The organism is Sediminibacillus sp. JSM 1682029 (assembly GCF_041366435.1).
Lineage (GTDB): Bacteria > Bacillota > Bacilli > Bacillales > Amphibacillaceae > Sediminibacillus > Sediminibacillus terrae.
On sequence record NZ_JBEWYY010000010.1, the window covers coordinates 18,520 to 45,519 of the forward strand.

Below are 27,000 nucleotides of genomic sequence, written 5' to 3' on the forward strand. Positions count from 1 at the left end.
TCCTCCAATTTTTCATTTATCAAAAATAATGACTGTAGTGGTCAATCCCCATATCACCTTATCAGTAAGAGGGGAGACCGGCCATTTTTACCAGCCTCCGCTACAGTATTACTTTATCTCGCTTTTGCTTCAAATAATACATCTTGAGCCTTTACTTCTTGTTCACTCGTCATTTTGATTTCATAATGATCACAATTCGGAACCACTACAGGGGTGGTCAAGGAAAAGCCGTCTTCCCTTATGGCATCCAAATCGAATTCGATCAAGAGTTGACCTAATTCCACACGGCTTCCCTGTTCAATATGAGCTTCAAAGTGTTTTCCATTCAACTGTACCGTATCCATTCCGATGTGAATCAACACCTCTGCACCCTGGTCAGACAGGATGCCAATGGCATGATTGCTTGGAAATAAAGCGGAAATGGTACCGGAAACTGGCGCATAAACTTTTCCTTCTGACGGTTCAATCGCAATCCCTTCTCCTAACGAGCCAGATGCGAAAGCTGTATCCTCAATATCAGCCAGGTTTCTTACCTCTCCATTTAGAGGGCTGAAAATCGTTTCGTCGTTCACTTTTTCTTCCCCTGCGGCTATCTCTCCCCGGGAAGAATCACCGGAAGACGCCGTGTTCTCCAATCCTGCTGTGCTTTCTTCTATTTTGTTGACGCTGCCGAAGAAGTAAGTTAAAACGAAAGCCAAAACCGCGCCGACTCCTACTGCACCCAATGCACCTATGGCCGCTGTGTTGAGTCCTTCTTCCGGATGAATAAAGGAAGGATACTGGAACACTCCCAGTCCGCCCATGACATAAGCTTGGGTACCAAACATCCCCAGGATTCCTCCGCCTATTGCCGAGGAAATAATCGTAAAAATAAACGGTTTCTTAAGCGGAAGTGCGATACCATACATCCCCGGCTCTGTTACTCCGAAGATAGCAGAAATAATGGCCGGTACACTTAATGTCTTCGTATTTTGGTTTTTTGTTCGTAGCCAAACAGCGAATATCGCTGCTGCAAGTGCGAAGGAATGGACAAAAATCAATGCCAAAATCGGGTCGATGCCGCCTACGGCAATATTGTTCATCGCGATTGGAACGAGTCCCCAATGCAGACCGAACATGACAAACACCAGCCAGAAACCCCCAAGGAAAATTCCCGCAATAACTGGACTAAGATCATAAGCCCAAATGGTTGCCTGACCGATCAACTGACTTGCCCAGGTCGCAATCGGACCGATTATAATAAAAGTCAAAGGGATAATAATCAATAAAGTAAACATTGGAACCAAAAACATTTTTACAACGGACGGTACAATTTTCTTAAGGAAACGTTCCACCTTAACCGCAAAGAATGCCGAGACAATGATCGGGATAACCGACATCGAGTAGGTCATCAAAATGACCGGAATACCAAAAAATTCAATATACACGGGTGATTCAAACATGGTTCCCGAAAACAATGTGTATAAAGGGTCACCCGAAGCCGGAATTCCTTCCAAATCGGGATAAACCAGTGCCATCGCGATAACCATTCCCAAGAACGGTGTACCGCCGAATTTTTTCATCGCTGTATAGCCTAGTAGGATCGGTAAGAAATAAAACAAACCGTCTCCGATGGCATTCAAAATTTGGTAGGTTCCGCCTTCCTCGTTCAGCCAGCCAAGTGCCACAAACAGAGCATTGAACCCTTTGATCATACCAGAAGCCGCCAATACTCCCAGTATCGGGGTGAAAATGCCGGAAATCATATCGATAAACCGGTTGAACAGACTTCCTTTCTCTTCCTCTTCCTCACCGGTTACTTCTTTTTGTGCCTGGAAACCGCCTTCTTCGACTACAGCTTGATAAACATCCGCTACGTGATTTCCGATGACGACCTGATACTGCCCGCCGCTTTTTCGAACTGTCACAACGCCATCCATGTTTTTCAACGTTTCTGTATTCGCTTTTCCTTCATCTTTCAATTTGAAGCGAAGGCGTGTGATACAATGAACGACACTGTTAACGTTTTCTTTTCCGCCGACATTTTCGATTATGTCTTTCGCCAATTGATTGTATTTCATCGTGATTCCCCCTGTCTTTCCCTCATAATTTTGCAAATAAAAAACCTGAACCGTTTTGAACAGACACATAGCGATGCGTCGCTCAAATCGATTCAGGTTATGCCCAAGATAGGTAACATTCCTAAATTGTTTATGATATTGTTTGCGTTTACACGTTTAATTTACCACTCTTTTTTGAGGGTGTCAATAATAAAGTTAAGCGATTTCAATTATCATTTTAGTTTTTGTTTACCTTGTACTTCTTTATTGATTTCCTATGTTCAATACTATAAAAAATAAAATCCATTCTAATAACACTTGTTCACCTTAGTTCTTTCCATCTTTTCTTTCTCCACTTGTGAATCATTGATGTCATCTATCAAAAAACAACTTTTGGCTTCATATAGTGGATAAGATTTTCTCAAAGACATAATTAAAGATAAATATACAAACAATTTTAGAAATTATAGCATTGTTGATTTTATTTTTCTATCTTAACATCGTTGAGTTTTCTGGCAATGAAATTACTCATATTTTGATCCCGAAAATAAATAATTTGTCATATAATGCAGGATTTTCTAATCAATGATAAAATATAAATGTCTAGTAAAATATAATCATTTGTTCGCGTATTCTTATGTTTAAGATATTAAAGTATTATGGGGGTTCCTTTGTAATGAGAAATAAATTAAATTCTATTTATATAGATAAGTTTAGGAAACTGAAAAATATAAGAATAGAGATCGCCGAAAGAATAACAGTTATTGCTGGTCATAATGGCATAGGTAAATCGACTATTCTTGGTTTAATTGCTAATGGCTCAGAATTAAAAAAATACAAAAGTTATTTTGATAAAACTTTTCAAAGCAAATTCCAGGAAATTTTCCACTTAGATACTAGCAGTGATTATCACACTGATAATAGCAAAAAGTATTCTTTTTTGATGAAATATACATACGAGGATGAGTTACTTTTTAAGAAAGGTAACATATCAAATCATGGAGGAAGATTAAAAGTAGTACCAAGAAATTCAGATGAAAATGGTAAATTAACAAGTGAAAATTTCAAGGACATTGGAGAAAGTGCTAAGGTAAATATTCCAACTCTTTATGTCGGAATGAGTCGTGTTATCCCCATAGGAGAAACAGATGATAAGCTATATTCACTTCAAACGAGCAATTCAGTGCACGAAGATGATATTTCTTTTATGAATTATGCTTATAGGGAAATAATAGGTAATGAAAAAATGGGTAATGAAAAGATTCCAAAGCAAACTTTAAAACATACCACTAAAAGATCTATAGGGCCAGACTTCGAGGATTATCCTTTCCAAACCGTATCATTAGGTCAAGATAGCCTTAGTTCCATTTTATCAGCCGTACTTTCATTTAGAAAGCTGAAAAGAGAAATGGAAGCTGATGGGAAAGAGTATAAGGGAGGAATACTAGTAATTGATGAAATAGATGCTTGCCTCCACCCATCAGCTCAAGAAAAATTACTGAGCATATTGGATAGCGAAGCAAAGAAATTTAACTTGCAGATTATAATGACCTCTCACTCCTTAACAATACTAAAAGAAATTCTTTCTAAACAACTTCAGACGAAGCAAAATCCAGCTGATGGAAAGCTTTATTATAATGTAATATACTTACAAGATACGATAAATCCTAGGATTATGAAAAATCCTAATTATTTAAAAATAAAAAATGATATGTTTTTACGATTTAATAAGTATAAAGATAACTTCCAAGATATTAAGGTATATTTTGAGGACCCTGAAGCTCTTTATCTATTTAAGTCCGTAATTAAGAACCTTAACATTGATAGACTGGAAGATGTTAATTTACAAAAAATCTCTGCCCAAATTAGTTGTGATACATTGTTAAAGCTTCCTGATAAAGATTCTTACTTTCAGAGTGTAATTATAATGCCCGACGGTGATGTGAAAGGTGGACACTATCAATCCCTAATAGATAAACATCCTAACATTTGTCCTTTGCCAGGTAATCATTCTCCAGAAAAACTCATTTATAACTACCTCAAAAAACTAGTTGAAAATATCGAACATAATTATTGGAAAAATAACCAGGAATTTGTACACACTCAATTAGTAAGGGATAATTTAATAAAGGATTTAGAAGATCGACTTGATGGTTCGTCTAAAAAACAAAGAGAACATTTCAAGGAGTGGTTTAATAAACACATTAATATTTTCAACCAAACAGAAATAATTAGCTATTGGATGAACGATTACGAGGATGAAGTAACTACATTTGAATATAACTTAAAAATTTCTATAGATTATTTGAAACAAAGAAGCTTACGGGATAGTAATTAAAACATTAATTATTTCAACTATATCTCATCTAATACTTAATTTTGAAGGGAGGTTTTTAAATTTGCCTGTTACTGACTCTCCCCTCCGTTATCCAGGAGGGAAAACACAATTAAAAAAATTCATCATAGATCTTTTAGATTATAATAATTTCCCTTCTCCCCCCATATATGTTGAACCATTTGCAGGAGGCGCAGGCTTAGCTTTAGCTCTTTTATATAAAGGGAAGGTCAGTGAAATCCATATTAACGATTATGACCCAAATATCTATTCCATATGGTACTCAATTCTGAATCATACTCATGACTTTATTAAATTGATTGAGGAGACTTCAATAAATTTGAATACTTGGAGAGAAAAAAAAGAAATTATTGCAAATACCAAAAATCATAGTTTATTAGAAGTTGGTTTTGCCACATTTTTTTTGAACCGTACTAATGTATCAGGGATAATTACAGGTGGACCTATAGGGGGGAAAAGACAAGAAAGTAAGGATAAAATTGATTGTAGATTTACAAAGAAAAACTTAATTAAAAAAGTGTTAAAGATATCTTCTTACAAAGAAAAAATCAAGTTATCCAATAAAGACGCTGAAGAATTTATACAAAGTGACATCCTAGGCATGGACAAATTAAACACTTTTATTTTTTTTGATCCTCCCTACTATACTCAAGGTAAAAACCTTTATACCAATTATTATTTACATGATGACCATGTTTCCTTAGGTAAAAAAATTGATACCCTTGATAAATTCAAATGGATAACTACATATGATAACACTCCTCCTATAAGAGATATATACAGTGAATACTCAATACGCCAGTACTCATTAAATTATTCAGCTAATGACGTAAGAAAAGCAAATGAGCTACTGATTCATAGCAGTAAAGTCCTATTACCTGATTCAGATTACATTATTTACACAGACAAGTGAAAAATTCATAAATTTAATTGTACACAAATCCTTTTCCTAAGCTTGTTTCTTGGCAACTAGAAAAGATAGGAGCTTATGTGAAATTATATATAAGTTTTTCTAATAACATCCGTTACGCTAAGTTAAAAATCTCCCTTCTTGTTAAAAAAGCAGTATTCTCTTATTTAGTTAAAAAGCATTACTCAAAAAAGAGAACACTGCTTGATGTCCATTTTTATTAGTTTTGTTGGTCTCTTATCATTTTCATGCAAAAGGCACCAGTATATAATACCTAATGCCCTGCTATCAGTTGATAATAGGAATCATAGAATTTCCATATATCCTTCCGTGCCGTTCACCCTGATTCTTTGTCCATCCTGAACCAGCTTCGTAGCGTCTTCCACTCCGACGACTGCCGGCAAGCCATATTCCCTTGCAATCACCGCTCCGTGGGTCATCAGTCCACCAACTTCGGTGACGAGAGCTTTTATCGTTACAAATAAAGGTGTCCAGCTCGGATCTGTATAAGCAGTGATCAAAATATCACCATCTTCCAACTCTGCCTCTTCCATATCCATGATGACCCGCGCTCTCCCTTCTACTACTCCGGAAGAAACCGGTAAGCCCGGCAAGGCTTGATCAGGAAGATTTTCTCTTTCATATTCACCTGCGATGACTTCTCCCTCGGAAGTGAGCACGCGTGGCGGGGTTAGTTTTTTATACCGTTGGTAGTCTTTTTTGCGTTGGATGATGAGTCGGTAATCCAAATGACGTGTGGTCGCTGCTTCGAGCAGTTCTTCAAAATAAAGATAGAAAATGTCTTCTTTTTCATGAATGATATTGGCTGCGACAAGCTGTCCGGATTCTTTCCATAAAGCCCGCTTATACACATAGTAGCGACTTATCATCCCATATTTGGGATATTCCCGGTAGCCGATGAAACTTCGAAGGTGGTCGATCATTTGTTTTGTCTTTTCAGCTTTTCGTTCACCATCAGGTAATTGTTTTAATCGATCTAGCAGCTCTTGTTCTTTTTTCAAAGCCAACTGTCGTCCTTGCTCGAATTTCCTTGTGCCAGCGCCATGTTCAAAGTTACGAATATTACTGAGGATCATCGGAATGAGGATGGATGGTTTTTCACGCCAACGCGTTTTCGTTATATCGATTTCACCGGGACATCGCATTCCATACTTGTCGAGGTAAGCATTGATGGCATCTTTGGCTTCCTGCCCCCCATCAAACGTAGCCAGTTCATCTAAAAAGCTATCGTCTTTTACATCCTCCAGATACCGGATGATTTCCGGATAAGGACGGATAACGTCTGCGACCTCCATCAGCTCCAGTCCCATTTCTGAAGTGACATTGTTTGGTACAGATAAAGAAAGCGTATCTGCTACGCTCTTTTCGCCCAACCACTCGTTCATTTTTTCGTTAAGCCACGCGGAAGCATTCATCGCCCCATTGATCACACGCAATCCTTCAGGGTCAAATAGATTTTTCTTTAGTTGCTGGATATCCTCTAAAATAAACCGGAATAAATCAGCTCCTGTTTTCGTTTGGATTGTTTGCTTTAACGTTTCTATTGACTTTCGATGCCGCTCAATCAAATCAGGAACGAGAGAAGGATCGTCCTCGAAGTTCGCCTGCGCATTGCTGCTTTCCGGCCTTTTTTCTTGTTGATCGTTTGGCTTAGATTGGATAAACCCTTCCCGTTCCACCACCTTTTTGAGGGCATCTTTTGTAAGTGGCTCGGATTGTCCTATGGTGTTCAGCAATGTTTCTCTTTGGGAAGGTGTAGCCAAGGACTGTGTGCAATCAACAAACAGTCTTCCGCCCGCCTCGAACATGGGGGCATTCGTCGTCAGCAGAAACAAAGAGATCCCTAACGGTTTCATCGCATCGGTCATCATTTGTTGATGGCCGACAGATAGAAAGACATGATTCTTTTGATCACCTGTTTCGGGAATAGGGTATAAAGTCGTTATCGGTCTGCTTTGAAGGATGTAGAGTGTATCGTCAGCAAAACACCATTCGATATCCTGAGGACACCCAAAATACGCCTCAAGCTTTCTGCCGATTTTTTCAAGTTTTAAAACCTGCTCATCTGTCAGAGTGGAGAGATTTTGTCGTGGAGATTCCACTTCCCTTCGCTGTGTTCCACCTTCTTTCCGTGCGTATATAGCCAACTTTTTGTTAGAAATCTTCTTCTCCACAATCTCCCCTTCCCGCACTTTATAATTGTCCGCCGACACGAAACCAGAGACAAGCCCCTCCCCCAGTCCAAAACCGGCATCGATCGATACCAGTTTTCGATTGGAGGTGACAGGATCAGCAGTAAATAATATCCCTGAAGACTGTGGAAAAACCATTTGCTGAATGATAACGGATAAATACACTTGGCCGTGCCCGAAACCATTCTGCATACGATAAATGACAGCACGCTCCGTGAACAGGGAAGCCCAACATTTTCTGATATAATGCAATATGGATTCTTGTCCTTTTATATTTAGATACGTTTCTTGTTGACCTGCAAAAGAAGCGTCTGGCAAATCTTCAGCAGTGGCACTGGACCGCACTGCATATGCTTGTTCAACACCCAAAGATACGAGACATTCAACAATATCCTTTTCGATCCTCTTCTCGATTTCGATTCCTTCAATCAGCTCGCGGATTTCCTGGCTGATTTTCCTGATTTCTTCTCGTTCCTCCATGTTCCGAGCTGCTAATTGATTCAGCAATTGATGAAACGTCTGATTTTCCCTAAAAACTTTTTTAAAAGCTTCGGTGGTTACGCAAAATCCTTCCGGTACGTGTATCCCTTCCAGTTTCGAGCATTTGGCCACGTTCATCGCTTTGCCACCGACCATCTTTCGTTTGGTGTTGTCGATGTCTTGAAATCTCAAAACATAAGCATCCATCACATTACCTCCTCTGTTTCTCGTCCAAGCGTTTTTCCTGTTTCTCGTCCAAGCGTTTTTCTTTTTCCGTGTCAATCCCTATTCCTCATCTATGATTTCAAACGTCGTTTCGTTATCCGGCGAGACAACGTGAATGTAACCATCCCGCAATACACTTCGTAAAAAAGGGCTCGGTTGCCCGACACTATAAAACTGCAAATAATGCATAGCTCTTGTACAAGCCGTGTAAAATATTCTCCGCAAGCTCTCATCTCCATAGACATCCTCCGAAGCATCATAAATAATGACAGCATCGAATTCGACTCCCTTGGACAAATATGCCGGCAGCACAACGACTCCTTGCTCATATGTCGCCGAATTACTCTTCAACAGCTTGATCCCTTCGATGGTTGACAAGGATTCATATGCTTTTGCGCTTTCCTCAGCCGATTTGCATATGATGGAAATACTTTTATATCCCTTCCTTTGCAACGCAGTTATTTGGGAGGCAATACAGGTAAGCAGTTCTACTCGATTTTCTACTCGTTTGAAACAAGGTCGTTCCCCAGCACGTTCAAAAGGAATTATCTCCCCACCGTTCGGAACAATTTTCCGTGTACATTCAATAATCGGCTTGGTAGATCGGTAACTCCTCGCTATATTCACCAATTCTGTTTTGTCCGGACCGAAAAGGCGGGTAAGCATGTCGAAATCAACCCTTCCATCGGCATGAGCGAATATGGCCTGATTAAAGTCGCCAAGCACTGTCATCCTTGCTGCGGGGAATAAACGCTTCAGAAACTCAAATTGAAAAGGGGTATAATCCTGAGCCTCATCAACGACGAGATGTTTGATCGAGCTGTTCGTCTGAAAGCCCTGAATCAACTCTTTTAGAAATAGAAATGGCGTGGCATCTTCATAAAATAGTTTGTCTTCATCCAGCATTTCCCGTGTAACCTTGCAAATAGTCGACCACTCCGCTAAATTTGCTCCTTCAAAGAATTGATCGGAATCTGCAAAAAGCTGCCTGTAAATTCCTTTAAAGTCAATGAAATGGTACGAGCTGACTTTTTTTCGCAGCGGTTTCCACTTTTGGTGAACCATCAACCTTGCAAGTGCTTCTGGATCGACCTCATAGTGGTCGACCGCTTCTCGTTTTAACCCTTGTTTTTCCGCTAAGAAAGTTCGTGCCTCCTGGTACTCTTCGTCGCTTAGTAGTTCGATTTCTTCCTGCACCCACGGCTTTTTCCTTTCGGCCTTTTGAGTTTCTTTTATTTTTTTCATCAGCCAATCCTTCAATTTTTCAAGTCTGTTAGGAATACGAAGAGAAGTGTCCTCATTATAAAATCTTTCTTCTATTTGTCGTGCAGTAATGATTGTTTCCCCTCTGAAGGCAATATCCAGAAAGAGCAGCCCAGTCCGTTCCAGAGAATGGCTGTACGTTTGGACCGCCTCGACAAAGCTTGCAGATCCTTTCAAACGAATACCCGCGAGCCTTGTCTGGTAAGAAGAAGTATGATCAGCCGTCAAAACATATTCTAATTGGTCATAGGGATTTTCTACTTGAAACTGTTCACTCAAACGGTGATTCAGATATTCCTGGAAGGTAACTTGTTGCATATTTTCTTCCCCAAGTTCCGGCAACACACTGGACACATAACTGCTGAACATCGCATTAGGTGAAAAAAGAATGATTTGATCAGCATGTAAACGATCTCGATATTTATAGAGCAAATAAGCAATCCGTTGCATGGCGGCAGATGTCTTGCCGCTTCCAGCCGGCCCATGAACAACGAGCAGTCTTCCTTGGTCATGGCGGATTATATAGTTCTGCTCCTGTTGAATGGTCGCTACTATATTGTGCATTTGTTTATCAGTACCTTGGCCCAGAACCTCCTGTAAAATCTCATCCCCTATGGTAAGACCCGTATCGAATAGTGATTCAAGAACACCCCGACGAATAAGGTATTGCCATTTTTTCTTCAATTCCCCCCGGACATCTCCTTCGGGGGCTCGATATTTCGCCGGGCCAGGCTGATAATCGTAGTAAACACTTGCAACCGGCGCCCTCCAGTCGTAAATCAAAAAGTTTTCGCCGCTATCGTCTCTAAGCGAGGAAATACCGATATAAATCTCTTCCACCTCAGAAGACCCTTCTTCTTTAAAATCAATACGGCCAAAGTAGGGAATGTCCTGCATACGGCGCAGCGTCGACAACCGCTTGGAAGCATGCCGATGGATACTCTGGGTTACCGACAAGGCCTGTGCCTCTTGCCTCAAGCCAATGATGGTTTCCAGGTAATCATCAAAGGTCTCGGTGTTCACTTTCACTTCATCCCAGAAGTGTTTCCTGATATGAACAACCTCTTGTTTTCGCCTGGATGTTTCTGTTTCGAGTCTGTCAGCTTCCTCTGAAAGCGTCTTTTGGACTTTGGCTAAACGTATCTGCTCCTGCTGAAAATCCAATCCCATAGCAACACTCCTTAATTTTTTATAAAAGGGTTGACTAATGCATTGTGTGAGTTGTATAATTAAAATAGAGGTAGAGTATTTTAATGAATATACACAACAATACATACTTATATAAGTTACCATAAAAGCTAAGAGGATTCAATGGCTTTTGTGATATCATTGGATTTTTTGCGTTCAATAAAAGAGAGCGGGATTTCACGTGCACGTGAAATCCCGCTCTCTTTTGAGTTTACTTTTCTGCTAATAAGAATGACAAACAAATTGTTTACAACGATGATTTGATTCCAAATAACTTCGTAATACACTTTAAAATAAAAAAATCCCCGGTTTAAATCGGGGATTTTCTTTTTATAGTTCATATTCCACTTGTTGTTTTTCCGTTAGCGTTTCATACGATTCTGCATCCATGGATTCACCGAAGATTATTTTCACCGACTCGACTTCTTCTGGATTTCCTTTATACAGCAGTCCTACTGTTCCATCTTTTTTCACATTGCCATAGTAGATAGTGTCCATATCATGATCATCGGAAATAAAGTCATTCATCATCGCATCCAATTGCTCCCCATTGGATAAAACGACATTTTGAATGCCATACCAATCGATATCCTTGTCTTCTGTGTTCTCACTTTTATAAGCAATTTGAATATAATTCAACTTTTCTGGAGCAGTGTTTTCTAAACCGTACATCGATAAGTAATCTATCATCGTTTCCTGAACATCTGTTATTTGAAACAATTTGATATCTTTCACCGTGACTTTGATTGGACTGATATCCACCGTTTCATTAACATCCTTGATCTTCATCAATTCGATTGTACCAGTATCTGGTTCGTCAATCGTTTGTCCGACCGTTGTCAAAATGTAATTTCCATTCTCATCTTTCTCTACTTTGGGAATGTCCTCTCCTTCTGAGGATTTTTCACTTGTTTCCTCATCAGCGTCTTCATCTTCAGCTGCATCCTGATTCGATACTTCTTCTTGATCGCTCGCTGCGGCTTCGCCTTTTGGATCTTCTGTTCCAGACGTACTATCTGCATTTCCACATGCCGATATGATCAATAACATTATTGCGGTGATTGCAATCCAAGCCAACTTTTTCACTAATATGCCTCCATTTTCCCCTAATCATGAATCACCAATTTACTAATTCAGCAAATTGATTCTTGAATGTTGTATTACTCTGTCTCCATATCTTCCAGTGCATCAGGATAAACCACTTCGTCGAACTTATCCCCGGATTCTTCATCTTGGACAGCAATGGTAACGGAATATTCATCTGGATCGGCTCCATCAAACAACTGATACATCATCCCTGCCATTCCAAGGGACATGGTTGCAAATCCATCCATACTGTTTTCATAATCAGATTTATTAACAATCATGGTGAAGGCAGAAAAATCATTATTATGCTTAATATCTTTAATAGAAACATAATCTTCGCTGTTTTTCGTTTCTTCAATACTGTCCTTGAGGCTCTCTTCCATTTCGGCCATCAATTCTTTATGCGTCGACTTAGACATTTTATAAGTAACTGATCCATCGTCGTTTTTTGTAACTTTTTTAATTCCATCTTCTTTTGCTTCTGTTTCCAAATCCTCGATGCTTTCTCCCTCTACCATCGAAGCGGGAAGGGTGATTTCCACATTCAGCAAACCTTTGTCGACATTAACTGACTCACTGTTATCTTTATCCGTTTCTTCTGTGTTGGCTGACGCCTCTTCGCTCTTTCCTTCGTCTCCGCTCTCTGAAGAACAAGCAGCGAGCAGTACTAGTGCAAAAAACATCATGATAATAAACTTTTTCATTTTTATTGACCCCTTACTTTTTAAAATATAACTCCCTTTTTCTTATGCAAGGAACATGCGCGCGCTGTCTCTTCCTTGCAAGTTTATTCCTAATCTAGGAACATCTTTTCCGTGAACAGGCTTTCCAGCATCGCTAACTTTATGAATATATGTTGTCTCTATGTATCCACCCTCATCATTTCATTTTTATTACAAACGCTTTACGATTGTAACACAAAGTCCATCAATGGAGGAATGCTAAAAATAGGAATTTTAAAAGAATGATAAAAAAGTCTAAATCCTCTATTTAATAGAGGATTTAGACTTTTAATCTGCTATGATTCCGATTGGGATTGAACCAAACCTCCACCCTGTCAATTTTATAGCAGGAGTAAATTTAAAGGGGGTTTACTGTCTATGATAGTCCATTAATTCCGTTAAAACCAATCTCAGTTAGCAATTGGCACTTAATTACACTGTATCAGCTCTTTCATAAACAGAACCAATACAGCAAAAATCTCAATTACTGTTTGAATTGCGTAAAAGAATTGAATTCTATTTAATTCTTTATCACTCATTATTCATACAATGTGAAATCATATCAATCCAAATAATGATTGGATTTTTTTCTTGTAACTATCTTGTGTTATAGCTCTTCGAATAAACTGCTTTTCATCCTCATCAAATTCCTCTTCATAAACATTACAGAAGAAAATTATATTTAATGTATTAATGATACTTCCGAATTTCTTTATGTAAGTGGTTAGGCTCTCTAAATTCTCATCACTTGGCTCAATCTTATCAAGAAACTCGTTTAATTCTAAATAGTTCTCATTTGAACCATGTACAAATTTTGATAGCTGTTGGTACTGTGTTTTCCATAGTCCCATCACTTGCTGCACAAACTCTACCACAGATAAACTATCTATATCTGTAATGAAATAATGGTATGGATATTGTTTTATATAATCACTCATATCTTTAACAGAGAGATTTTTAAAGTTTGTATCTACTTGCTTTTTAGCATATTCTATCGAATGGTCTTTGTAATATATAAAACTAATAGCATTTTCTAGTGATCTTCTAATCATAGAATAACTGGGGCTTTTAAAGCCTAACAATCCTAGTATTAGGGTCTGATTTAAATTCGATATTATTTCATCCAAGTATTGTATTGCACCATTTAAAATTAATTCTCTTTCTTTAAGCTTCTTAGCCCAAACCTTTAGAGAAATAATTGTTCTCATTGCATTTCTGCAATATTCATTAAAGTTATATAAGTCATTTGTTTCTATATTATACTTATCTTTTAGATGAGTTGATATAGCTTCTAACTGTGAATTAATATGTGCATCTATTGACATTAAAATCTCCCTTTATGAACATGAAAGAATTCTAACCAAGTGTCAACAAAGTTCTCAGATTTCTCATCTATATTTTTGAACTTGATCTTATTTTTCTCAATATTATTACTATCTGACTGTGTGAATTTTTTCCAAGCTTTTAAAAATAAATCTAATTCAGAATCTTTCTTTTTAGCAACTTCGGTTACAATTATACCAATAAGTTCGTTCCTACTTCTTTTCCGTTTACTTAATCCGAATATATTTAAAGAATTCTCCGCCAACTTAATAATATCGTTATTAGACGGAAATTTTTCTTTATCAATCAAAAAAAGCGGTAATACTCCTATTAGTTCTTCTCGCTCATCCATAAAATTTTCATTATTTATTTTACCCGTATTAGATCCTAATACCAAATCAAATAATTCTTTTTTCACGTTGTCATATACATCATTATTTATCTTAATAAATGCATCGCTTGTAATATTAGAAGAGGAAGATTGGATAGAATCGAGCAGATCTAGTGCCATATAAATTATACTTCTAGTTTCTTCTCTCATTATAATCGCCCCTTAATCATAAATTCTTGTGTAATATTTATAATCTGATCCTTTACTTCATCCAACTCCAAGATGTAATTTTTATTATCATTTTTATTTTCAGGAGATAATGCATTTTCAATCATAGTTCTATTTCTCATCTCCGCCTTAAATAATTTATTTTTCCATCTTGGCTCTTTTTTAATTAAAGCCTTTACATCATTGTATATTCGCCAGTCAGTTCTAACCATAGTAAGTACAATTCCCATAAACTCTAAGTCTTTTTCATAATCAGCTTTTAAAGTACTAATATAATTTTCTAATAGTGGCAATCCAAAGAAAGATAGATAATCAGTCTTCATCGGTACAATATAGCTGTCTGAACTAAGCAAGGATAACTTAGTATATCCGGAAATTGTTGGAGGACAATCCAATATGATAACATCATAAGAGTCCTTTAGTTCGTTCTCTATAAACTTCTTTAACTTTAGTGGCCGCTCATTGAGATTTAAGCTCATTAATTCCAAATGAGAAGGAATGATATCAAAATTCACTCTTATATTGTATATGTAATCTTTAGGACTAAGTTTCTCCTCCTTTTTCAATTCTCCTAAAATTTTCGGGTAATCATTAGTTGGAGAAAGAATTCCATAAACCGTGTTACTAGGTTTAGTCAGAATATCCCTCACTTGAGCGTTATTAAGAGTATATTGTGTTGCATTCATTTGAGGATCCATATCAATTAAAAGTACTCTCTTATTATATTGTTTTGCAATAGTATAACCTACATTTACAGCAGTTGTCGTCTTACCCACTCCACCTTTCATATTTATGAAAGTTACTATTTTCCCCATAAGTTATTCTCCTTCGCAGATCATCTTTTATAGGATTATTTTACCATAATTATAAAGTTTATAAATACATCGGCGAGAAATATTTTTTTATAATTAAGTGATTTTGATTGTTTGCTCAAACCAACTAATATGTATCATTAAGAGGATGACGTATGATAGTTTGTGTAAATTATTTGAATCAAAAAAAATAGGCAGGGTATCCTCGGGGTTAAAGACGAAACCAACTTAAGGAGATCCCCTAGCTATGTGTACTCGTATAGAACAAAACAACCTCAAATGGTGCGTGGATTTGTAAAAGAAAAGCTGGGAACGATTATGAAAAAGGAAATGGACAGCTTTTTCACCCATAAACTTCCTGAACTCTGAACCATGTATCAAAAAGGGATGAGCACCCGTGAGGTCGGCCATTTTCTGGAACGTATCCTAGACCACGGCTATTTCTCATCACCATTAGCCGGATTACTGCCGTGGTGATGGAAAATGTCGAAACCTGGCAGAAACGGGCGCTGCAAAAACGCTATTCTGTTCTGTACCTGAAGCTCCGTCGTGACGATGTCGCCAATGAAGTTGTTTGTATCGCCATTGGTGTATCGGAAGATGGTTACCAGATTATCCTCGGTTTCTATATCGGCGGCCAGGAGAGTTCCTGTGGCTGGAAAGAAATTCTGTTGGTTCTTAAAGTCCGTGGCCTGGAAGAAGTCATGCTTGGAATATTTGATGGACTTCCCGGCCTCTAAGAGATAATGAAAGCCGTCTATACCAAAGCAGACGTCCAGCGGTGTGTCGTCCATAAAGGACTTAATACTCAGAATGGTGTCCGCAAGAAAGACCAATCTGCAGTAGCCAAGAACTTAAAGCAATTTACAAAGCCAACATCCGAAAAGAAGCGAATGAAAAGTTCGCCGTCTTCCAGGCTGCCTGGTCAATAAGAAAAGTACTTAAAATGACTTATTGACATTTCTGGACTATCCAGCTACCATCCAGCGGATGATTTATACCACTAACATCATCGAACGGACAATCAAAGAAATTAAAAACGCACCAAGACGATGAACAGCCTCCCCAATGATAAAGCAGCGGAGAAGATTGTCTATCTCCAATCTGTAGACTACAACAACCGTTAGGCAGAGCGAAGGCTTCGTGGGTTCCAAACCGCCGCCCCTGCTTTGCAGGAAATGAAATATTACCACTGTTTTCCTCTTCTATTTCTTCTGGTTCGATAAATACTAAACCGCAGCTCAATATTTTGGATAGGAGAATACGCCTCGTTTATCGAATTTCGTCGATTCTTCTTTAACGGGCTTCTTTAGCTGCTTTTTCGACAGTTGAATCTTCAGCTATTACTTCGAATCTATCAACCTAGAAACATCCAAAATGTGCGCACTTTTTATCAAATCTAGAAACATGGAAAGCCTTGGCACCGTTCAGAAAAATAAAATCTTACTTGTTTTCATCAAGTAAACCTAATCGTGACGGATCTACACAAACACCTTCACATATCTCCTCTCCTTTGGAAAGAAGCACCTATTGATGCCTCTCGCTTCCTGATACTTTTTATCGTTATATCTTTGGCAGCTAGACAACCTTTCCGTCCTATGTAACTTTCCTTTATTTGAAAATAAACAATTAGAGCAAATTAAGACCATGGATATTGTGAACTTTTTTGGACGAACTGCAAATAAAAGATGGAAAACCAAACCTGAAAGATTAGATTGCAACTAGCGAATTATGGACAGAAGAAGATCATGAGCATTTCTGCAACAAAAAGGAGAACACTTTCATACCGGCTATACCCAACTTGATGGCGCCGTTTTACTGAATCAATTTATACTTTGTTTTATTCGATTGCTTGAAGACATTCATCCACAATTTTAAAGATATATACCATCATCCAACTACAAATAACTTCTGATAGATTAAGCCGGTGCTTATAGAATAGTATTGACAAATAGAAGAGTTACTATTATAGTAATAGTTGTCCTTAAAATATTATATTGTGATTCCGTAGCTCAGCTGGGAGAGCGCCACCTTGACAGGGTGGAGGTCGTTGGTTCGAGCCCAATCGGAATCATACCCTAAGAACCCTTGATAGATAAGGGTTCTTTTTTTCAGAAGAGATAAAAAAATGACCCAACCTGAATTGGGGACGGAAATTATTATTCGGCTGATTTTCTGGCAAAAACATGATAGATTTTTTCGTACTGCCTACTTACCGGGCATCTTTAAAGCGTTTCCCTATGTGGTCGTCGTAAACTGCATTCTGCTGTTACCTAACCACATAAACGGAACAAAGATGACTGTGCATCCTTTTCTACATCTTGCTTCCTTCGCGGACAGTTCCTAGTTGAGCAATACGTTCGGCAATCACCGCTTCAAAGTCTCCCTCTAACGTGATTTCTTCCGAAGCAAAAGGAGCAAGCCCGTCATGATGGCCGACCATCACGCTGTGTCGTGCATTCTTGAACATCTGGATATCATTCGCATCGTTTCCGAATGCGATATATTCATCTATCCCTAGCATCTTTAACGCTGTATGTTTATCAACATTTTCCGGACTGATATCCAACACATTTTCTTCTGAATGGCGGTGGATCACAACATCTATTTCTTCCAGCTCCCTGGGAAACAGATCCATATCATCGGCAAATAGAATAAGTGCTTTTACAATGGAAGGATGCTGTTCTATCGGTATATTTTTTGCTAAATTGCCTGGGTCTACTTTGCTTAAAATGGGATGGTCTGCAGGCCCTGTATAGGAATAGTCCCACTCTCCATCAACTAAATATGCTGCATTTTGACTTTCGAGTAAATGGTTTATGATTTCTCTTTGGTGAAGCGAAAAGGCTGTCTTGTTCGTAAGAATTCCCCGTTCGGAAGTCAGTGATCCATTTCCTCCTATCATGGGATATGCATGAAATCGAGAATCAAGAACTGGCAACATGTCCCGGATCGGGCGGGCCGACGCAAAAATAATCTTGTTGCCCTGTTCCTGGGCCTGTTCCAACACTTGCAGAATGGTTTCTGATACGGGGTTTCCTTTGAAACAAATTGTTCCATCCAAATCAAACACAATGTTCATCTTTTCTAATCTCCCTGCCGTCTTTTACGCTTATTATAACATGGTATATCTACAAAAAAGGGCTTTATCTTTTTAAAGCGCTTTCTCTTCTGGTAAGATGGTATAAATGAAACCGGAAAAGAAGGGACTGTTTGTGTGTTCAGTCAACAAATCGCGATCAAGCTTGAAATTGCTGCAAAGCGGGCATTGAATATCAAAAAGAAAAATTCGATGGCCGGGATTATTACGGTCGATTATATAGAAAACAGCCAGGGCGCGTTCACCGTTTTATGTGCCGCCCTGGCTCCCTATTACTTGAATGCAGCCGATGAAGAACGAGTGGCGCTCGATGATATTATTGATCGCTACCAATACTTACAAAACTGCAGCATCGAGGATTATTACAAAGGTACGGACCGGGCAGCGGAAGAGTTGAAAATTTTGCTTGATGATCTCGGGGTGCATGGAACCGATTGAGCCCCTCTAATCAGCAGGCACCTCTTTTGGTGGTTCCGCATCCGCTTCCGGTACTTCACGTTTCTGATTTTTAATGGTTTCCGATGAAAAGATATTGATCAATACTCTCCCATTTACTGCTTTTGCGCGAATTAATATAGGTTGGTTATAATCATTTTCGAAGGTGAAATCCGGCCCATACCAACTGACTGTAGCGTCTCTTCCGGGCGGTACATAAGGAACGCGGCGACTGTGGGAATATCTTTCAATTATTTTCACGCCTGCCTGGTCGACTGCGTTATACAGAGTGGAGGAAATTTGGCAGATTCCCCCGCCGATATCTTCCGCCAATTCCCCTTTTACAATCACCGGGGCCGGCAGGTAGCCCTTTTCCTTCGTACGTTTTCCTACTACACCATTAAAAGAGAAGGTTTCGTTTGGAAACACGACATGGTTGTCAATTGCCTCGGCAGCTAATGCTACGTTTTTTGATCGTTCTTTATTGCTTTCATTATAATAAGTGACATACTGGCCGATTTTTCGCTCACGGATAGAAGCAAGCAATTCTTCATCGACACGTGGGTGGACGACCCGGAGCGGTGTCTCCACCTTGGAAGCTTCACCCCCATAAAAGTAGCTCGCAAATTGGTGGTTGAACTGTTCCCGATCAAGTTCACGGCCAGGTTTTGCCGGCTTTATTTGTCCATTTTCATCAATTTTGGCATTGACTGGTTCACGATATACCTGTGAAGCGACTTCTTCCTGGAATTGATTGTATTTTGCCATATCAAGCCACACTCCATCTATATAAGGAAGACTCACATCTTTACCTGTTATCTGATGGATGGTTTTACCTTCATGGGTGACCGTGAACGCCGGCGGTTGTTGTACTTCTGGCAGGACCGGGTGCTTTGGCGGATCGGACGGATGCTCCTGAATCGGTATAATCGACGTTAATAAAATAGATACAAGAAACGTTTTCATATGGATACCTCCGGTGTTAGTATGGATGAAAACAGACAAATCATGTGAGTTGATTGGTATTGCTTTTCGAGACATTTTGGGGTCAGTCCCTATGTGAATTATTCACAGAGGGACTGACCCCGCTCGTGGTTTATCTTCATTTTTTTTGGGAAAGCTACAAGGAAATGACGATAAAAGGAGAATGGGCATGAAAGTGAAAGCTGCTGTAATTCATGGTAAAGGGGAAGATTTTCAAATAGAAGAAGTGGAATTGGCGGAACCAACCGACAATGAAGTCTTGGTTAAAGTGGTTGCTTCCGGGGTTTGTCATACGGATGCGGTCGCCAGGGATCAGGAGGTCCCTGTCCCGCTACCGGCAGTTCTCGGTCATGAAGGCTCCGGTATTATTGAGAAAGTCGGTTCCAATGTCCATACGGTCGAAAAAGGAGATCACGTTGTACTGTCCTTTTCATCTTGTGGGCATTGTGAGAACTGTTTATCCGGCCATCCGGCTTATTGCCTGTACTTTAACGATTTGAATTTTGGTGGGAAAATGAATGACAACACCACTCGGATTAAGCAGGACGGAGAGTCTGTTTCCAGCTTTTTCGGCCAATCCTCTTTTGGAACTTTTGCCATCGCCAACGAACGAAATGTGGTGAAGGTAGATAAAGATGTCGACCTTGCTTTGCTCGGACCGCTCGGCTGCGGCATACAAACCGGGAGCGGTACTGTATTGAACAAGTTACAGCCGAAATTTGGTGAAACCATTGCTATTTTCGGCTGCGGAGCTGTCGGTCTTAGTGCTGTGATGGCAGCTAAAATTGTCGGCTGTTCCCAAATCATCGCAATCGATGTGCATGATAGCCGCTTAGAATTGGCGAGAGAATTGGGGGCCAGCCACGTCCTTAATGGCAAAGAAGTCGATACAGTAGAGGAAATCCGCAAGCTGACCGGCGGGGGCACGAACTATGCGGTTGAAACGACCAGCGTACCTGCTTTGGCACGCCAATCCTTACAAGCATTGAAGCCATTGGGGATTTCTGCAGTTGTAGGAGTCACTCAGGAAACGGAGTTCAACGTTTTTGAAGATATCATGGCATTGGGTAAAGGGCTTGTGGGAGCCATTGAAGGAAATGCTATCCCCCAACTGTTCATTCCTAAGTTGATAGAGTATTACAAAAATGGACAGTTCCCATTCGATAAGCTCATCGATTTCTATGAACTAAAAGACATCAATCAAGCTTTTGCTGATTCAAAACAAGGCACCACTGTAAAACCCATTGTCAAAATGGCACATTAAATGTTAGGGGGGACAGTCCCTCTGGGTATATTTCCCCAGAGGGACTGTCCCCCTTTTCCCCCTTTTTCCTTTTTCCTCATTATGGTTGCTGATGGCTTCTCGGTTCGTTAACCACTACTTCGTCTGGATAAATGGTATGGTTTTCCGTTTTATTGGCCAGGAAGGTTTTATAAACTTCTCGATCATTTTCCCCTGTCTCGACTAAAACAACGATATTTCCGTTTTTCAGATGGCGTTCATATTCCTTGGCATGTTCTTCCGGGATACCTGCGCCCACGAGCGCACCGACGATACCGCCACCGCCCGCTCCGATGCCTGCACCCGTCAATGCTGCAGCAATCGGCCCTGCGGCAGCGATTGCCCCGACACCAGGGATTGCCAAAAGACCGACTTCGGCTATCAAACCGGTAATCCCTCCGAGAACGCCACCGGTACCTATCCCGATACCGAGTCCTTTTCCGGCATTTTTGCCACGTCCACTCTTGTCTTTGCTTATACTGGTATCCGTTTCATCGCCAATCGCTTCTGCATCATCGCTATCCTTGGCAAATACAGATATATCTTCTTTTTTATAACCTTTTTCCTGTAGCTCTTTAATCGCTTTGACGGCATCTTCCTGTGTTTTAAAAACCCCGCCGATCACTTTGCTTTCCATATAAGTCCGCCTCCTTTTTAAGGTTTTACAAGTCTATACCCGGCAAATTCAAAGATAAATCGTGACTGGGGACTGCGTGACTGGGGACTGTCCCCCGAACCTTTTCGTTATCGCTGTTTATTGTGAATTAATTCACGGAGGGACTGTCCCCGTGTCCTCTTCCCTGCACTCATATGTTCTTTTTTGGTGGTTTTATGTTAAACTGGGCTTAGATTTGTTTAGTTGGGGGCGACAGGGGGAATCTTATAGGATACTTCTTCGCTGCATGTTTAGAGGAGTGAGTCACAATGGGTAGAAAAGGAAAGATGCTTGATCGACAAATCGACAGCACGTACTTAGATGAAACCATGACGATCAAATGGTATCTGCCGGAGTCTTTCTCTCCTTTGTACAAGTACCATGTCTGTATCATGCAGGACGGAAATGATTACTTTCAGCTCGGGCGGATAGCGACATTGAGCGATCGGCTGCATAGCGACGGAGAGATTGAAAATACTGTTTTTGTAGGGATTCATTATAATGATAAATACGACCGCCAGGATAAATATCATCCAGACGGAACTAAGCAGACCGCTTATATGCAGTTCCTTCTACACGAGGTGGTTCCACTGTTAGATGAAGAACTGCCGACATATCACGTGGGTGGCAGCCGTGCACTGATAGGCGACTCACTGGCTGGGACATTGGCTTTGATGACTGCTTTGAAATATCCGAACACTTTCGGAAAGGTAATCATGCAGTCGCCTTATGTAGATGAAAAAGTCTTCCATGCTGTTCAATCCGCCAAGTCGGTCGACACCCTTGCCATTTATCACACAATCGGGGACGAAGAGACAGATGTCCCGACAACAGCAGGGGATCGCAAAAATTTTTTGGAACCGAACCGAAAGCTTCGTAATCTTATCGAACGACAGAATACCAACTATGTATATCACGAGCTGGAAGGAAATCATACGTGGAAGTACTGGCAAAAGGATTTGAAACGGGCGCTTGTCACGATGTTTAATGGCTGACGAAAAAACAACCTTACTGTTGATATTTTAAACGTTCACCCGTAGACATTCCTTCAAGCAGAGTTTTTTTAAATTTGTGCATTTTCATCAATTTTGGCTACGCCCGTTTTACCAATTTTTGATATAATGGTTGGTAACCGAATTGGAATTAGCTACATGATCAATCAAAATACCAAGCTATTCAATATTGCCTAACGTAAACCAATCATACAGGAGGAATATTCATGAGATATGGTATTGCTATTTTCCCAGAGAAGAAAATTCAAGATACGGCTAATTCATACAGAAAGCGGTATGATCCGCATTATGCACTCATTCCGCCGCATCTTACATTAAAAGAGCCGTTCGAGGCCAATGAAGATGATTTAAAACAGATAGTGGGAGAACTACGTAAAGTGGCTGCGGAAACCAAGCCCTTTCCGTTGCAGATTCACAAAGTAAGCTCCTTTTCTCCCGTGACTAACACGATATACTTAAAAGTCGAACCTGTCGACGAATTGCTTAAATTGAATGAAAGATTGCATACCGGTAACTTGCCGCAAGAAAAAACGTACACTTTCGTCCCGCATATAACCATCGCCCAAAAGCTTTCGCATGATGAATACTCGGATGTATTCGGCAGTTTAAAAATGCAAAACTTCGACCTGGAACAGACAGTCGATCGTTTTCAATTGATGTACCAGCTGGAAAATGGCGCCTGGACTGTTTTTGAAACCTTTACGTTCGACGAGGAGCAGAATTAAACAATGCAAGTCAAACAAGTAGCAACAGAAGCAGAACAAAAACAAGCATACCAAGTAAGGAATACTGTTTTTGTCGAGGAGCAAAACGTCCCTGCGGAACTGGAAATCGATGATTTGGAAGAGAAAGCTGTCCATTTTGTCGGCTATGAAAATGAAAAGCCAGTGGCAGCAAGCCGGCTCCGATTCGTCGATTCGTATGGAAAGCTGGAAAGAATTTGTGTTCTCAAGGAGTATCGAGGCCGTTCTTTCGGTTCCCAGATAATCAAAGAAATGGAAGCTGCAATTCGGGAGAACGGATTTCAAAAGTCCAAACTGAATGCCCAAACGCACGCGGAGGAGTTTTATAAATCACTCGGTTATCAAACCGTTTCCGGGGAATTTATGGACGCCGGGATCCCTCATGTTACCATGATAAAAGAATTATAAAGAAGAAAATCGAAACCTTGTCTTTCCGGCAAGGTTTTTTTATTGCCTACACCCTCCTCAGCCCTCGAAAGTCCGATACGTCATTCATCCGTTTTTTGTATGAAGCCAGAAGTAATGGGCAAGGATAAAAAAGAATGGCAAGGGGGTTGTGAAAATGGATAACGCCGTTTCTATATTAGTGGAGACGATTTTTGGATTCTTCGCATTGTTTTTGATTACGAAATTTTTGGGCAAAACCCAAATTACCCAGTTAACTGCTTTCGATTTTATCGCTGCACTCATTCTCGGTGAACTGGTCGGAAATGCTTTGTTCGATGATCAAGCAGGATTGTTTGAAATCGGCTACGCGGTGTTGTTATGGGGCGTTTTACTCTATGTGACAGAGATTATGACCCAAAAGTTCAAAAAATCACGCAGGCTGCTGGAAGGAATGCCGGCAATCATTATCAACAAGGGGCATCTGCAACGTGAACAAATGAAAAAAAGCAAACTTGATATCAACCAGTTGCAGCATCTGCTGCGTGCTAAGGGGGCTTTTTCTGTTAACGAGGTAGCCTTTGCCATCCTGGAAACAGATGGATCCATTTCAGTCATGAAAAAGTCCCAGGCCCAGCCCCCGACACGCCAGGATATGAATCTTCAGCCGGAGGAACCACTGTTGGCCTTCACCCTCATATCAGACGGTGAAATACTTTATGACAATCTAGCAGAAGCCGACCTAGATGAAAAGTGGCTGCATACGGAACTTTCCAAGCAAGAGGTCCAGTCACCGAAAGAGGTATTTTTTGCAGAATGGAAAGAGGGCCATCCGCTGCATGTCCAACCGTATTGATCAAGTTAGTCCTTAAAGCTTTCCAGTTATTTGGATTTTCTATTCCGTGGGGAACTGCTCGGATAAAAATCCATTACTTTAGACGGAGTAAGGAAGGAGAAAGAGAGGCGGTTCATGGATACAATCACTTTTGACGGAGCCGTTGTCTTGGCACAGGAGACAAGATTGATGACCTGTATAAACTTAGACTGGACTGACACGTACCGAATAGAGTATGTTTTCCATTTTAGTTGATTATCTTGAAGACCCAACGGTAATCCTTTATCTCGCTCGTTACCCGATTTTGCTTTAGAAGTGCGATCAAATAAGCAGTAACAGCAGTACGGAACAATAGCCATTGTGATAACTGAGGAGTCCGGACTTGATAATGGGCGCACATCGATGCAATCACATCTTCATGCGTCATACCATCCTTTTTTTTGCCGATTTCCTCCTCAAGCCAATCAAGCAGCTGCTTGTGATAGTCGAGATTCGCCTGAACAGTGGATTGGAAATTCTCTTCAAAAGTACCGTGGCCGGGAACCGAGCCCCGACATGTGACTGTCAGCAATTTATGTAAGCTATCCATAGCAGTCTGTGCATCGGTAAGATAAGGTATTCCATGCTTTTCCAATTGTTTTTCACCAAAGTAGCTATCCCCAGCATAGAAAATCTCCTGGTAAAGGAGCCCGAGTTGATGATAACTGTGACCGGGTAAAAGAATCGCTTCGATAGAAAAACTGCCGATTTGGCAAAACCCTTCCTCGATCGTTTGGTCTATTTTAATCGGAGTACCTTCCAAAAACTTGTTTCGCAGCTCGGACAGCGGGTCGTTTCCACCAAACAAATACAGCGGTTCGAGGATTGGATATTGCAAAATCGCTTCTTCCAAAATGGGTGCCGCTGTATGCACAGTGCGTTGATTCTGCAGATAGTGGGCACCTCCGTAGTGGTCTGAATGAGCATGGGTGATAAACAAATGCGTCAGGGGCAATTCCTCCTGCATCAACCGTTTCAACACCTTTTTCATGGTGGATGCGTCAATCCCCGCGTCAATCAGCATACCTTCCTCCCCGTTCCGTAAATAACCAATATTGACAGGACCGTGAAAATAAAAGCATGTATCTTCTTTCAATGTTTGAAATTCCATCATACCTGCTCCTTTTCTACTAATTGAACAGCCCGCCTTGCCGGCAGTTACGTCTGCCGATTCAGCGGGCCTGCTTTCGTTATATGGTTTCGCTAAAATGGCGTCCTTTTCCTGTCACATCAGCGTAAACTTTTTCTGCTAAATAGGATTTATGGACGGTCCTTGGAGTATAAAGAGATTTTTTCATTTCGTTAGGTTTACGATCAGCTTCCGAATTACTGTCCTCTTCTTTTTCGATTTGTTTGTGCTTGGTGTCCAGGTTAGCCTTATAAACACCTTCGATATAAAACGGACTAGGTGCACTTCTGGTGACACGCTCTTGGTAATCCTGATATTGATAAAGCGGGACTGGCAGCATATACCCCATCTAATTCACCCCTTTTTCCTACCTTTGATTATTCATCTATACCCGCTTTTCCCACAAATTATTCTAGTGCTTACTCCTTATTTATAAATCCTTCCAATTCCTTCATGACGGCTTCCAGCTGAGCTATTTCTTTCTGGAATTGCGTATTCCAGGCACTGGCTTTGCTTTCCAATTCAGCAATGTGCTTTTCCGGCAGGCGCAGCCACTTTTCGTTTTTGTGTAAATGCTTTTCGATTATTTGCAAATTCTTTTTTAGGGGAAAGACGTCGGACTTGTCAGCCATATCTTCACCTCTTTTATGAAAAAATCGTTTGGATGCAAAAAGAGACAGCAAGTCAGCTGTCCCTCTGATACTAAATCCAGGAGAACCCTTTTCTCCCATCCTCTTCATGATGAGCCTCTTCTTGTTCATCGTCTTTCGTTTCCACTGCTTCTACTTGTTCCTTTTCTTCCACTTCCTCCGCTTCTACCCTTCTTGGTCCGAAAAATGGATCCACATGTCGCCGTGGTTGTCGTGGCGGTTCAAAAGTGACATTATCCGCTTTGATTACCAAATCTTTCACGTAAATGACCTTTTTCTTTTCTGACATTTCCTTTCACTCCCTTATTAATGCTGCTCAGTTGGCAAGGAAAGGCTGATCCCAGCTTTCGTCTTACCCGGTCACCACCACAAGGCTACAGGCGGTGAGGACGAAAAGCTGAGCGTTCTCCAATGAGCGCTCCTTTTTAGTAAAGTATTGATCGCTACTATCCTATGTGAATGTCTCATTTCGGGTATAGACATCCGCCCTGTTCCCAGGGATGTACAGAAAAAAAATTCCTGAAAGGCAAAACGATATATATGGTATTTGCCCACACACTAACCCCTTGCGAACA

23 protein-coding genes, 1 tRNA gene and 1 pseudogene are annotated in these 27,000 nt (G+C 40.3%); 10 read left to right on the top strand and 15 right to left on the bottom strand.

Annotated elements, in window-relative coordinates; all coding sequences use genetic code 11:
• Positions 1-113: 113 nt before the first annotated feature.
• Positions 114-2,060 carry a beta-glucoside-specific PTS transporter subunit IIABC gene (locus ABVF09_RS15485; protein ID WP_026771720.1) on the bottom strand — a complete coding sequence of 649 codons (1,947 nt, stop codon included), beginning with the start codon at positions 2,058-2,060 and terminating at the stop codon, positions 114-116.
• A gap of 655 nt (positions 2,061-2,715) precedes the next feature.
• Between ABVF09_RS15485 and ABVF09_RS15490 the strand changes: the two genes are divergently transcribed.
• Positions 2,716-4,377, top strand: a complete 1,662-nt coding sequence (locus ABVF09_RS15490) for an AAA family ATPase (RefSeq protein WP_371069601.1) — start codon at positions 2,716-2,718, stop codon at positions 4,375-4,377.
• Positions 4,378-4,438: 61 nt separating this feature from the next.
• Positions 4,439-5,308 (top strand): DNA adenine methylase, encoded by an 870-nt coding sequence (locus tag ABVF09_RS15495; protein WP_371069602.1) that lies wholly within the window; start codon positions 4,439-4,441, stop codon positions 5,306-5,308.
• A 302-nt stretch (positions 5,309-5,610) separates the two neighbouring features.
• On the opposite strand, the gene ppsA is transcribed toward ABVF09_RS15495, so the two are convergent.
• The 7 genes from ppsA to ABVF09_RS15530 form a co-directional block, all read right to left on the bottom strand.
• Positions 5,611-8,205, bottom strand: a complete 2,595-nt coding sequence (gene ppsA / locus ABVF09_RS15500) for a phosphoenolpyruvate synthase (RefSeq protein WP_371069603.1) — start codon at positions 8,203-8,205, stop codon at positions 5,611-5,613.
• Positions 8,206-8,283: 78 nt separating this feature from the next.
• On the bottom strand, positions 8,284-10,656 hold the full coding sequence (gene helD / locus ABVF09_RS15505; RefSeq protein ID WP_371069604.1) for an RNA polymerase recycling motor HelD: 2,373 nt from the start codon (positions 10,654-10,656) through the stop codon (positions 8,284-8,286).
• Between the two features lie 348 nt (positions 10,657-11,004).
• Entirely contained in the window at positions 11,005-11,760 is a 756-nt protein-coding gene (locus tag ABVF09_RS15510; protein ID WP_371069605.1) for a hypothetical protein, read from the bottom strand.
• A gap of 74 nt (positions 11,761-11,834) precedes the next feature.
• Positions 11,835-12,464, bottom strand: coding sequence for a hypothetical protein (locus ABVF09_RS15515; protein ID WP_371069606.1), 630 nt, complete (start codon positions 12,462-12,464; stop codon positions 11,835-11,837).
• 575 nt (positions 12,465-13,039) lie between these two features.
• Complete coding sequence (locus ABVF09_RS15520) at positions 13,040-13,807, bottom strand: hypothetical protein (RefSeq protein WP_371069607.1); 768 nt, start codon at positions 13,805-13,807, stop codon at positions 13,040-13,042.
• Positions 13,807-14,346: a hypothetical protein gene (locus ABVF09_RS15525; protein ID WP_371069608.1), complete on the bottom strand. Its 540-nt coding sequence runs from the start codon at positions 14,344-14,346 to the stop codon at positions 13,807-13,809. Before ABVF09_RS15525 ends, ABVF09_RS15520 begins: the two co-directional genes overlap by 1 nt.
• Entirely contained in the window at positions 14,346-15,179 is an 834-nt protein-coding gene (locus ABVF09_RS15530) for a ParA family protein (RefSeq protein ID WP_371069609.1), read from the bottom strand. The genes ABVF09_RS15525 and ABVF09_RS15530 overlap by 1 nt, the downstream gene beginning before the upstream one ends.
• A gap of 369 nt (positions 15,180-15,548) precedes the next feature.
• Between ABVF09_RS15530 and ABVF09_RS15535 the strand changes: the two are divergent.
• Both ABVF09_RS15535 and ABVF09_RS15540 read left to right on the top strand, forming a co-directional pair.
• A pseudogene (locus ABVF09_RS15535) lies at positions 15,549-16,300 on the top strand (IS256 family transposase); the annotation flags it as partial.
• Between the two features lie 877 nt (positions 16,301-17,177).
• Positions 17,178-17,250 (top strand) — tRNA-Val (locus ABVF09_RS15540).
• 240 nt (positions 17,251-17,490) lie between these two features.
• On the opposite strand, the gene ABVF09_RS15545 is transcribed toward ABVF09_RS15540, so the two are convergent.
• A complete protein-coding gene (locus tag ABVF09_RS15545) occupies positions 17,491-18,258 on the bottom strand; it encodes an HAD-IIB family hydrolase (RefSeq protein ID WP_371069610.1) in 768 nt (255 codons plus the stop codon).
• A gap of 135 nt (positions 18,259-18,393) precedes the next feature.
• Here ABVF09_RS15545 and ABVF09_RS15550 point away from each other — a divergent pair, with 135 nt between their 5' ends.
• A complete protein-coding gene (locus ABVF09_RS15550; RefSeq protein ID WP_026571076.1) occupies positions 18,394-18,714 on the top strand; it encodes a hypothetical protein in 321 nt (106 codons plus the stop codon).
• Between the two features lie 6 nt (positions 18,715-18,720).
• Here the strand turns inward: ABVF09_RS15550 and ABVF09_RS15555 are convergent, their stop codons facing one another.
• A complete protein-coding gene (locus ABVF09_RS15555) occupies positions 18,721-19,677 on the bottom strand; it encodes a VanW family protein (protein ID WP_371069611.1) in 957 nt (318 codons plus the stop codon).
• 187 nt (positions 19,678-19,864) lie between these two features.
• On the opposite strand from ABVF09_RS15555, the gene ABVF09_RS15560 reads away from it, so the two are divergent.
• Positions 19,865-20,959: an NAD(P)-dependent alcohol dehydrogenase gene (locus ABVF09_RS15560; protein WP_371069612.1), complete on the top strand. Its 1,095-nt coding sequence runs from the start codon at positions 19,865-19,867 to the stop codon at positions 20,957-20,959.
• Between the two features lie 79 nt (positions 20,960-21,038).
• Here ABVF09_RS15560 and ABVF09_RS15565 read toward each other — a convergent pair whose 3' ends face one another.
• Positions 21,039-21,614 carry a general stress protein gene (locus ABVF09_RS15565; RefSeq protein WP_153462269.1) on the bottom strand — a complete coding sequence of 192 codons (576 nt, stop codon included), beginning with the start codon at positions 21,612-21,614 and terminating at the stop codon, positions 21,039-21,041.
• Between the two features lie 287 nt (positions 21,615-21,901).
• Here ABVF09_RS15565 and ABVF09_RS15570 point away from each other — a divergent pair, with 287 nt between their 5' ends.
• The 4 genes from ABVF09_RS15570 (at position 21,902) to ABVF09_RS15585 (ending at position 24,628) form a co-directional block, all read left to right on the top strand.
• The gene (locus ABVF09_RS15570; protein WP_371069613.1) at positions 21,902-22,627 is read left to right on the top strand and encodes an alpha/beta hydrolase; all 726 of its coding nucleotides are present in this window, start codon (positions 21,902-21,904) and stop codon (positions 22,625-22,627) included.
• Between the two features lie 224 nt (positions 22,628-22,851).
• Positions 22,852-23,370: a YjcG family protein gene (locus ABVF09_RS15575; RefSeq protein ID WP_026571081.1), complete on the top strand. Its 519-nt coding sequence runs from the start codon at positions 22,852-22,854 to the stop codon at positions 23,368-23,370.
• A gap of 3 nt (positions 23,371-23,373) precedes the next feature.
• Positions 23,374-23,796, top strand: coding sequence for a GNAT family N-acetyltransferase (locus ABVF09_RS15580; protein ID WP_026571082.1), 423 nt, complete (start codon positions 23,374-23,376; stop codon positions 23,794-23,796).
• A 154-nt stretch (positions 23,797-23,950) separates the two neighbouring features.
• Positions 23,951-24,628, top strand: a complete 678-nt coding sequence (locus ABVF09_RS15585) for a DUF421 domain-containing protein (RefSeq protein ID WP_026571083.1) — start codon at positions 23,951-23,953, stop codon at positions 24,626-24,628.
• Between the two features lie 226 nt (positions 24,629-24,854).
• On the opposite strand, the gene ABVF09_RS15590 is transcribed toward ABVF09_RS15585, so the two are convergent.
• From ABVF09_RS15590 to ABVF09_RS15605, 4 genes are all read right to left on the bottom strand, one after another.
• On the bottom strand, positions 24,855-25,757 hold the full coding sequence (locus ABVF09_RS15590; protein ID WP_026771728.1) for an MBL fold metallo-hydrolase: 903 nt from the start codon (positions 25,755-25,757) through the stop codon (positions 24,855-24,857).
• Positions 25,758-25,836: 79 nt separating this feature from the next.
• Positions 25,837-26,124, bottom strand: coding sequence for a hypothetical protein (locus ABVF09_RS15595; RefSeq protein WP_026771729.1), 288 nt, complete (start codon positions 26,122-26,124; stop codon positions 25,837-25,839).
• Positions 26,125-26,194: 70 nt separating this feature from the next.
• Positions 26,195-26,515 (bottom strand): hypothetical protein, encoded by a 321-nt coding sequence (locus ABVF09_RS15600; RefSeq protein WP_235162459.1) that lies wholly within the window; start codon positions 26,513-26,515, stop codon positions 26,195-26,197.
• Positions 26,478-26,714 (bottom strand): hypothetical protein, encoded by a 237-nt coding sequence (locus tag ABVF09_RS15605; RefSeq protein WP_026571087.1) that lies wholly within the window; start codon positions 26,712-26,714, stop codon positions 26,478-26,480. Before ABVF09_RS15605 ends, ABVF09_RS15600 begins: the two co-directional genes overlap by 38 nt.
• Between the last annotated feature and the right edge of the window lie 286 nt (positions 26,715-27,000).

What these genes read in the sequence shown, in the direction of transcription:
- ABVF09_RS15485 (WP_026771720.1), bottom strand. Translation starts at nt 2,060, where the DNA reads ATGAAATACAATCAATTGGCGAAAGACATAATCGAAAATGTCGGCGGA.
- ABVF09_RS15490 (WP_371069601.1), top strand. Translation starts at nt 2,716, where the DNA reads ATGAGAAATAAATTAAATTCTATTTATATAGATAAGTTTAGGAAACTG.
- ppsA (WP_371069603.1), bottom strand. Translation starts at nt 8,205, where the DNA reads ATGGATGCTTATGTTTTGAGATTTCAAGACATCGACAACACCAAACGA.
- helD (WP_371069604.1), bottom strand. Translation starts at nt 10,656, where the DNA reads ATGGGATTGGATTTTCAGCAGGAGCAGATACGTTTAGCCAAAGTCCAA.
- ABVF09_RS15515 (WP_371069606.1), bottom strand. Translation starts at nt 12,464, where the DNA reads ATGAAAAAGTTTATTATCATGATGTTTTTTGCACTAGTACTGCTCGCT.
- ABVF09_RS15520 (WP_371069607.1), bottom strand. Translation starts at nt 13,807, where the DNA reads ATGTCAATAGATGCACATATTAATTCACAGTTAGAAGCTATATCAACT.
- ABVF09_RS15525 (WP_371069608.1), bottom strand. Translation starts at nt 14,346, where the DNA reads ATGAGAGAAGAAACTAGAAGTATAATTTATATGGCACTAGATCTGCTC.
- ABVF09_RS15530 (WP_371069609.1), bottom strand. Translation starts at nt 15,179, where the DNA reads ATGGGGAAAATAGTAACTTTCATAAATATGAAAGGTGGAGTGGGTAAG.
- ABVF09_RS15545 (WP_371069610.1), bottom strand. Translation starts at nt 18,258, where the DNA reads ATGAACATTGTGTTTGATTTGGATGGAACAATTTGTTTCAAAGGAAAC.
- ABVF09_RS15555 (WP_371069611.1), bottom strand. Translation starts at nt 19,677, where the DNA reads ATGAAAACGTTTCTTGTATCTATTTTATTAACGTCGATTATACCGATT.
- ABVF09_RS15560 (WP_371069612.1), top strand. Translation starts at nt 19,865, where the DNA reads ATGAAAGTGAAAGCTGCTGTAATTCATGGTAAAGGGGAAGATTTTCAA.
- ABVF09_RS15565 (WP_153462269.1), bottom strand. Translation starts at nt 21,614, where the DNA reads ATGGAAAGCAAAGTGATCGGCGGGGTTTTTAAAACACAGGAAGATGCC.
- ABVF09_RS15570 (WP_371069613.1), top strand. Translation starts at nt 21,902, where the DNA reads ATGGGTAGAAAAGGAAAGATGCTTGATCGACAAATCGACAGCACGTAC.
- ABVF09_RS15575 (WP_026571081.1), top strand. Translation starts at nt 22,852, where the DNA reads ATGAGATATGGTATTGCTATTTTCCCAGAGAAGAAAATTCAAGATACG.
- ABVF09_RS15580 (WP_026571082.1), top strand. Translation starts at nt 23,374, where the DNA reads ATGCAAGTCAAACAAGTAGCAACAGAAGCAGAACAAAAACAAGCATAC.
- ABVF09_RS15585 (WP_026571083.1), top strand. Translation starts at nt 23,951, where the DNA reads ATGGATAACGCCGTTTCTATATTAGTGGAGACGATTTTTGGATTCTTC.
- ABVF09_RS15590 (WP_026771728.1), bottom strand. Translation starts at nt 25,757, where the DNA reads ATGGAATTTCAAACATTGAAAGAAGATACATGCTTTTATTTTCACGGT.
- ABVF09_RS15595 (WP_026771729.1), bottom strand. Translation starts at nt 26,124, where the DNA reads ATGGGGTATATGCTGCCAGTCCCGCTTTATCAATATCAGGATTACCAA.
- ABVF09_RS15600 (WP_235162459.1), bottom strand. Translation starts at nt 26,515, where the DNA reads ATGAAGAGGATGGGAGAAAAGGGTTCTCCTGGATTTAGTATCAGAGGG.
- ABVF09_RS15605 (WP_026571087.1), bottom strand. Translation starts at nt 26,714, where the DNA reads ATGTCAGAAAAGAAAAAGGTCATTTACGTGAAAGATTTGGTAATCAAA.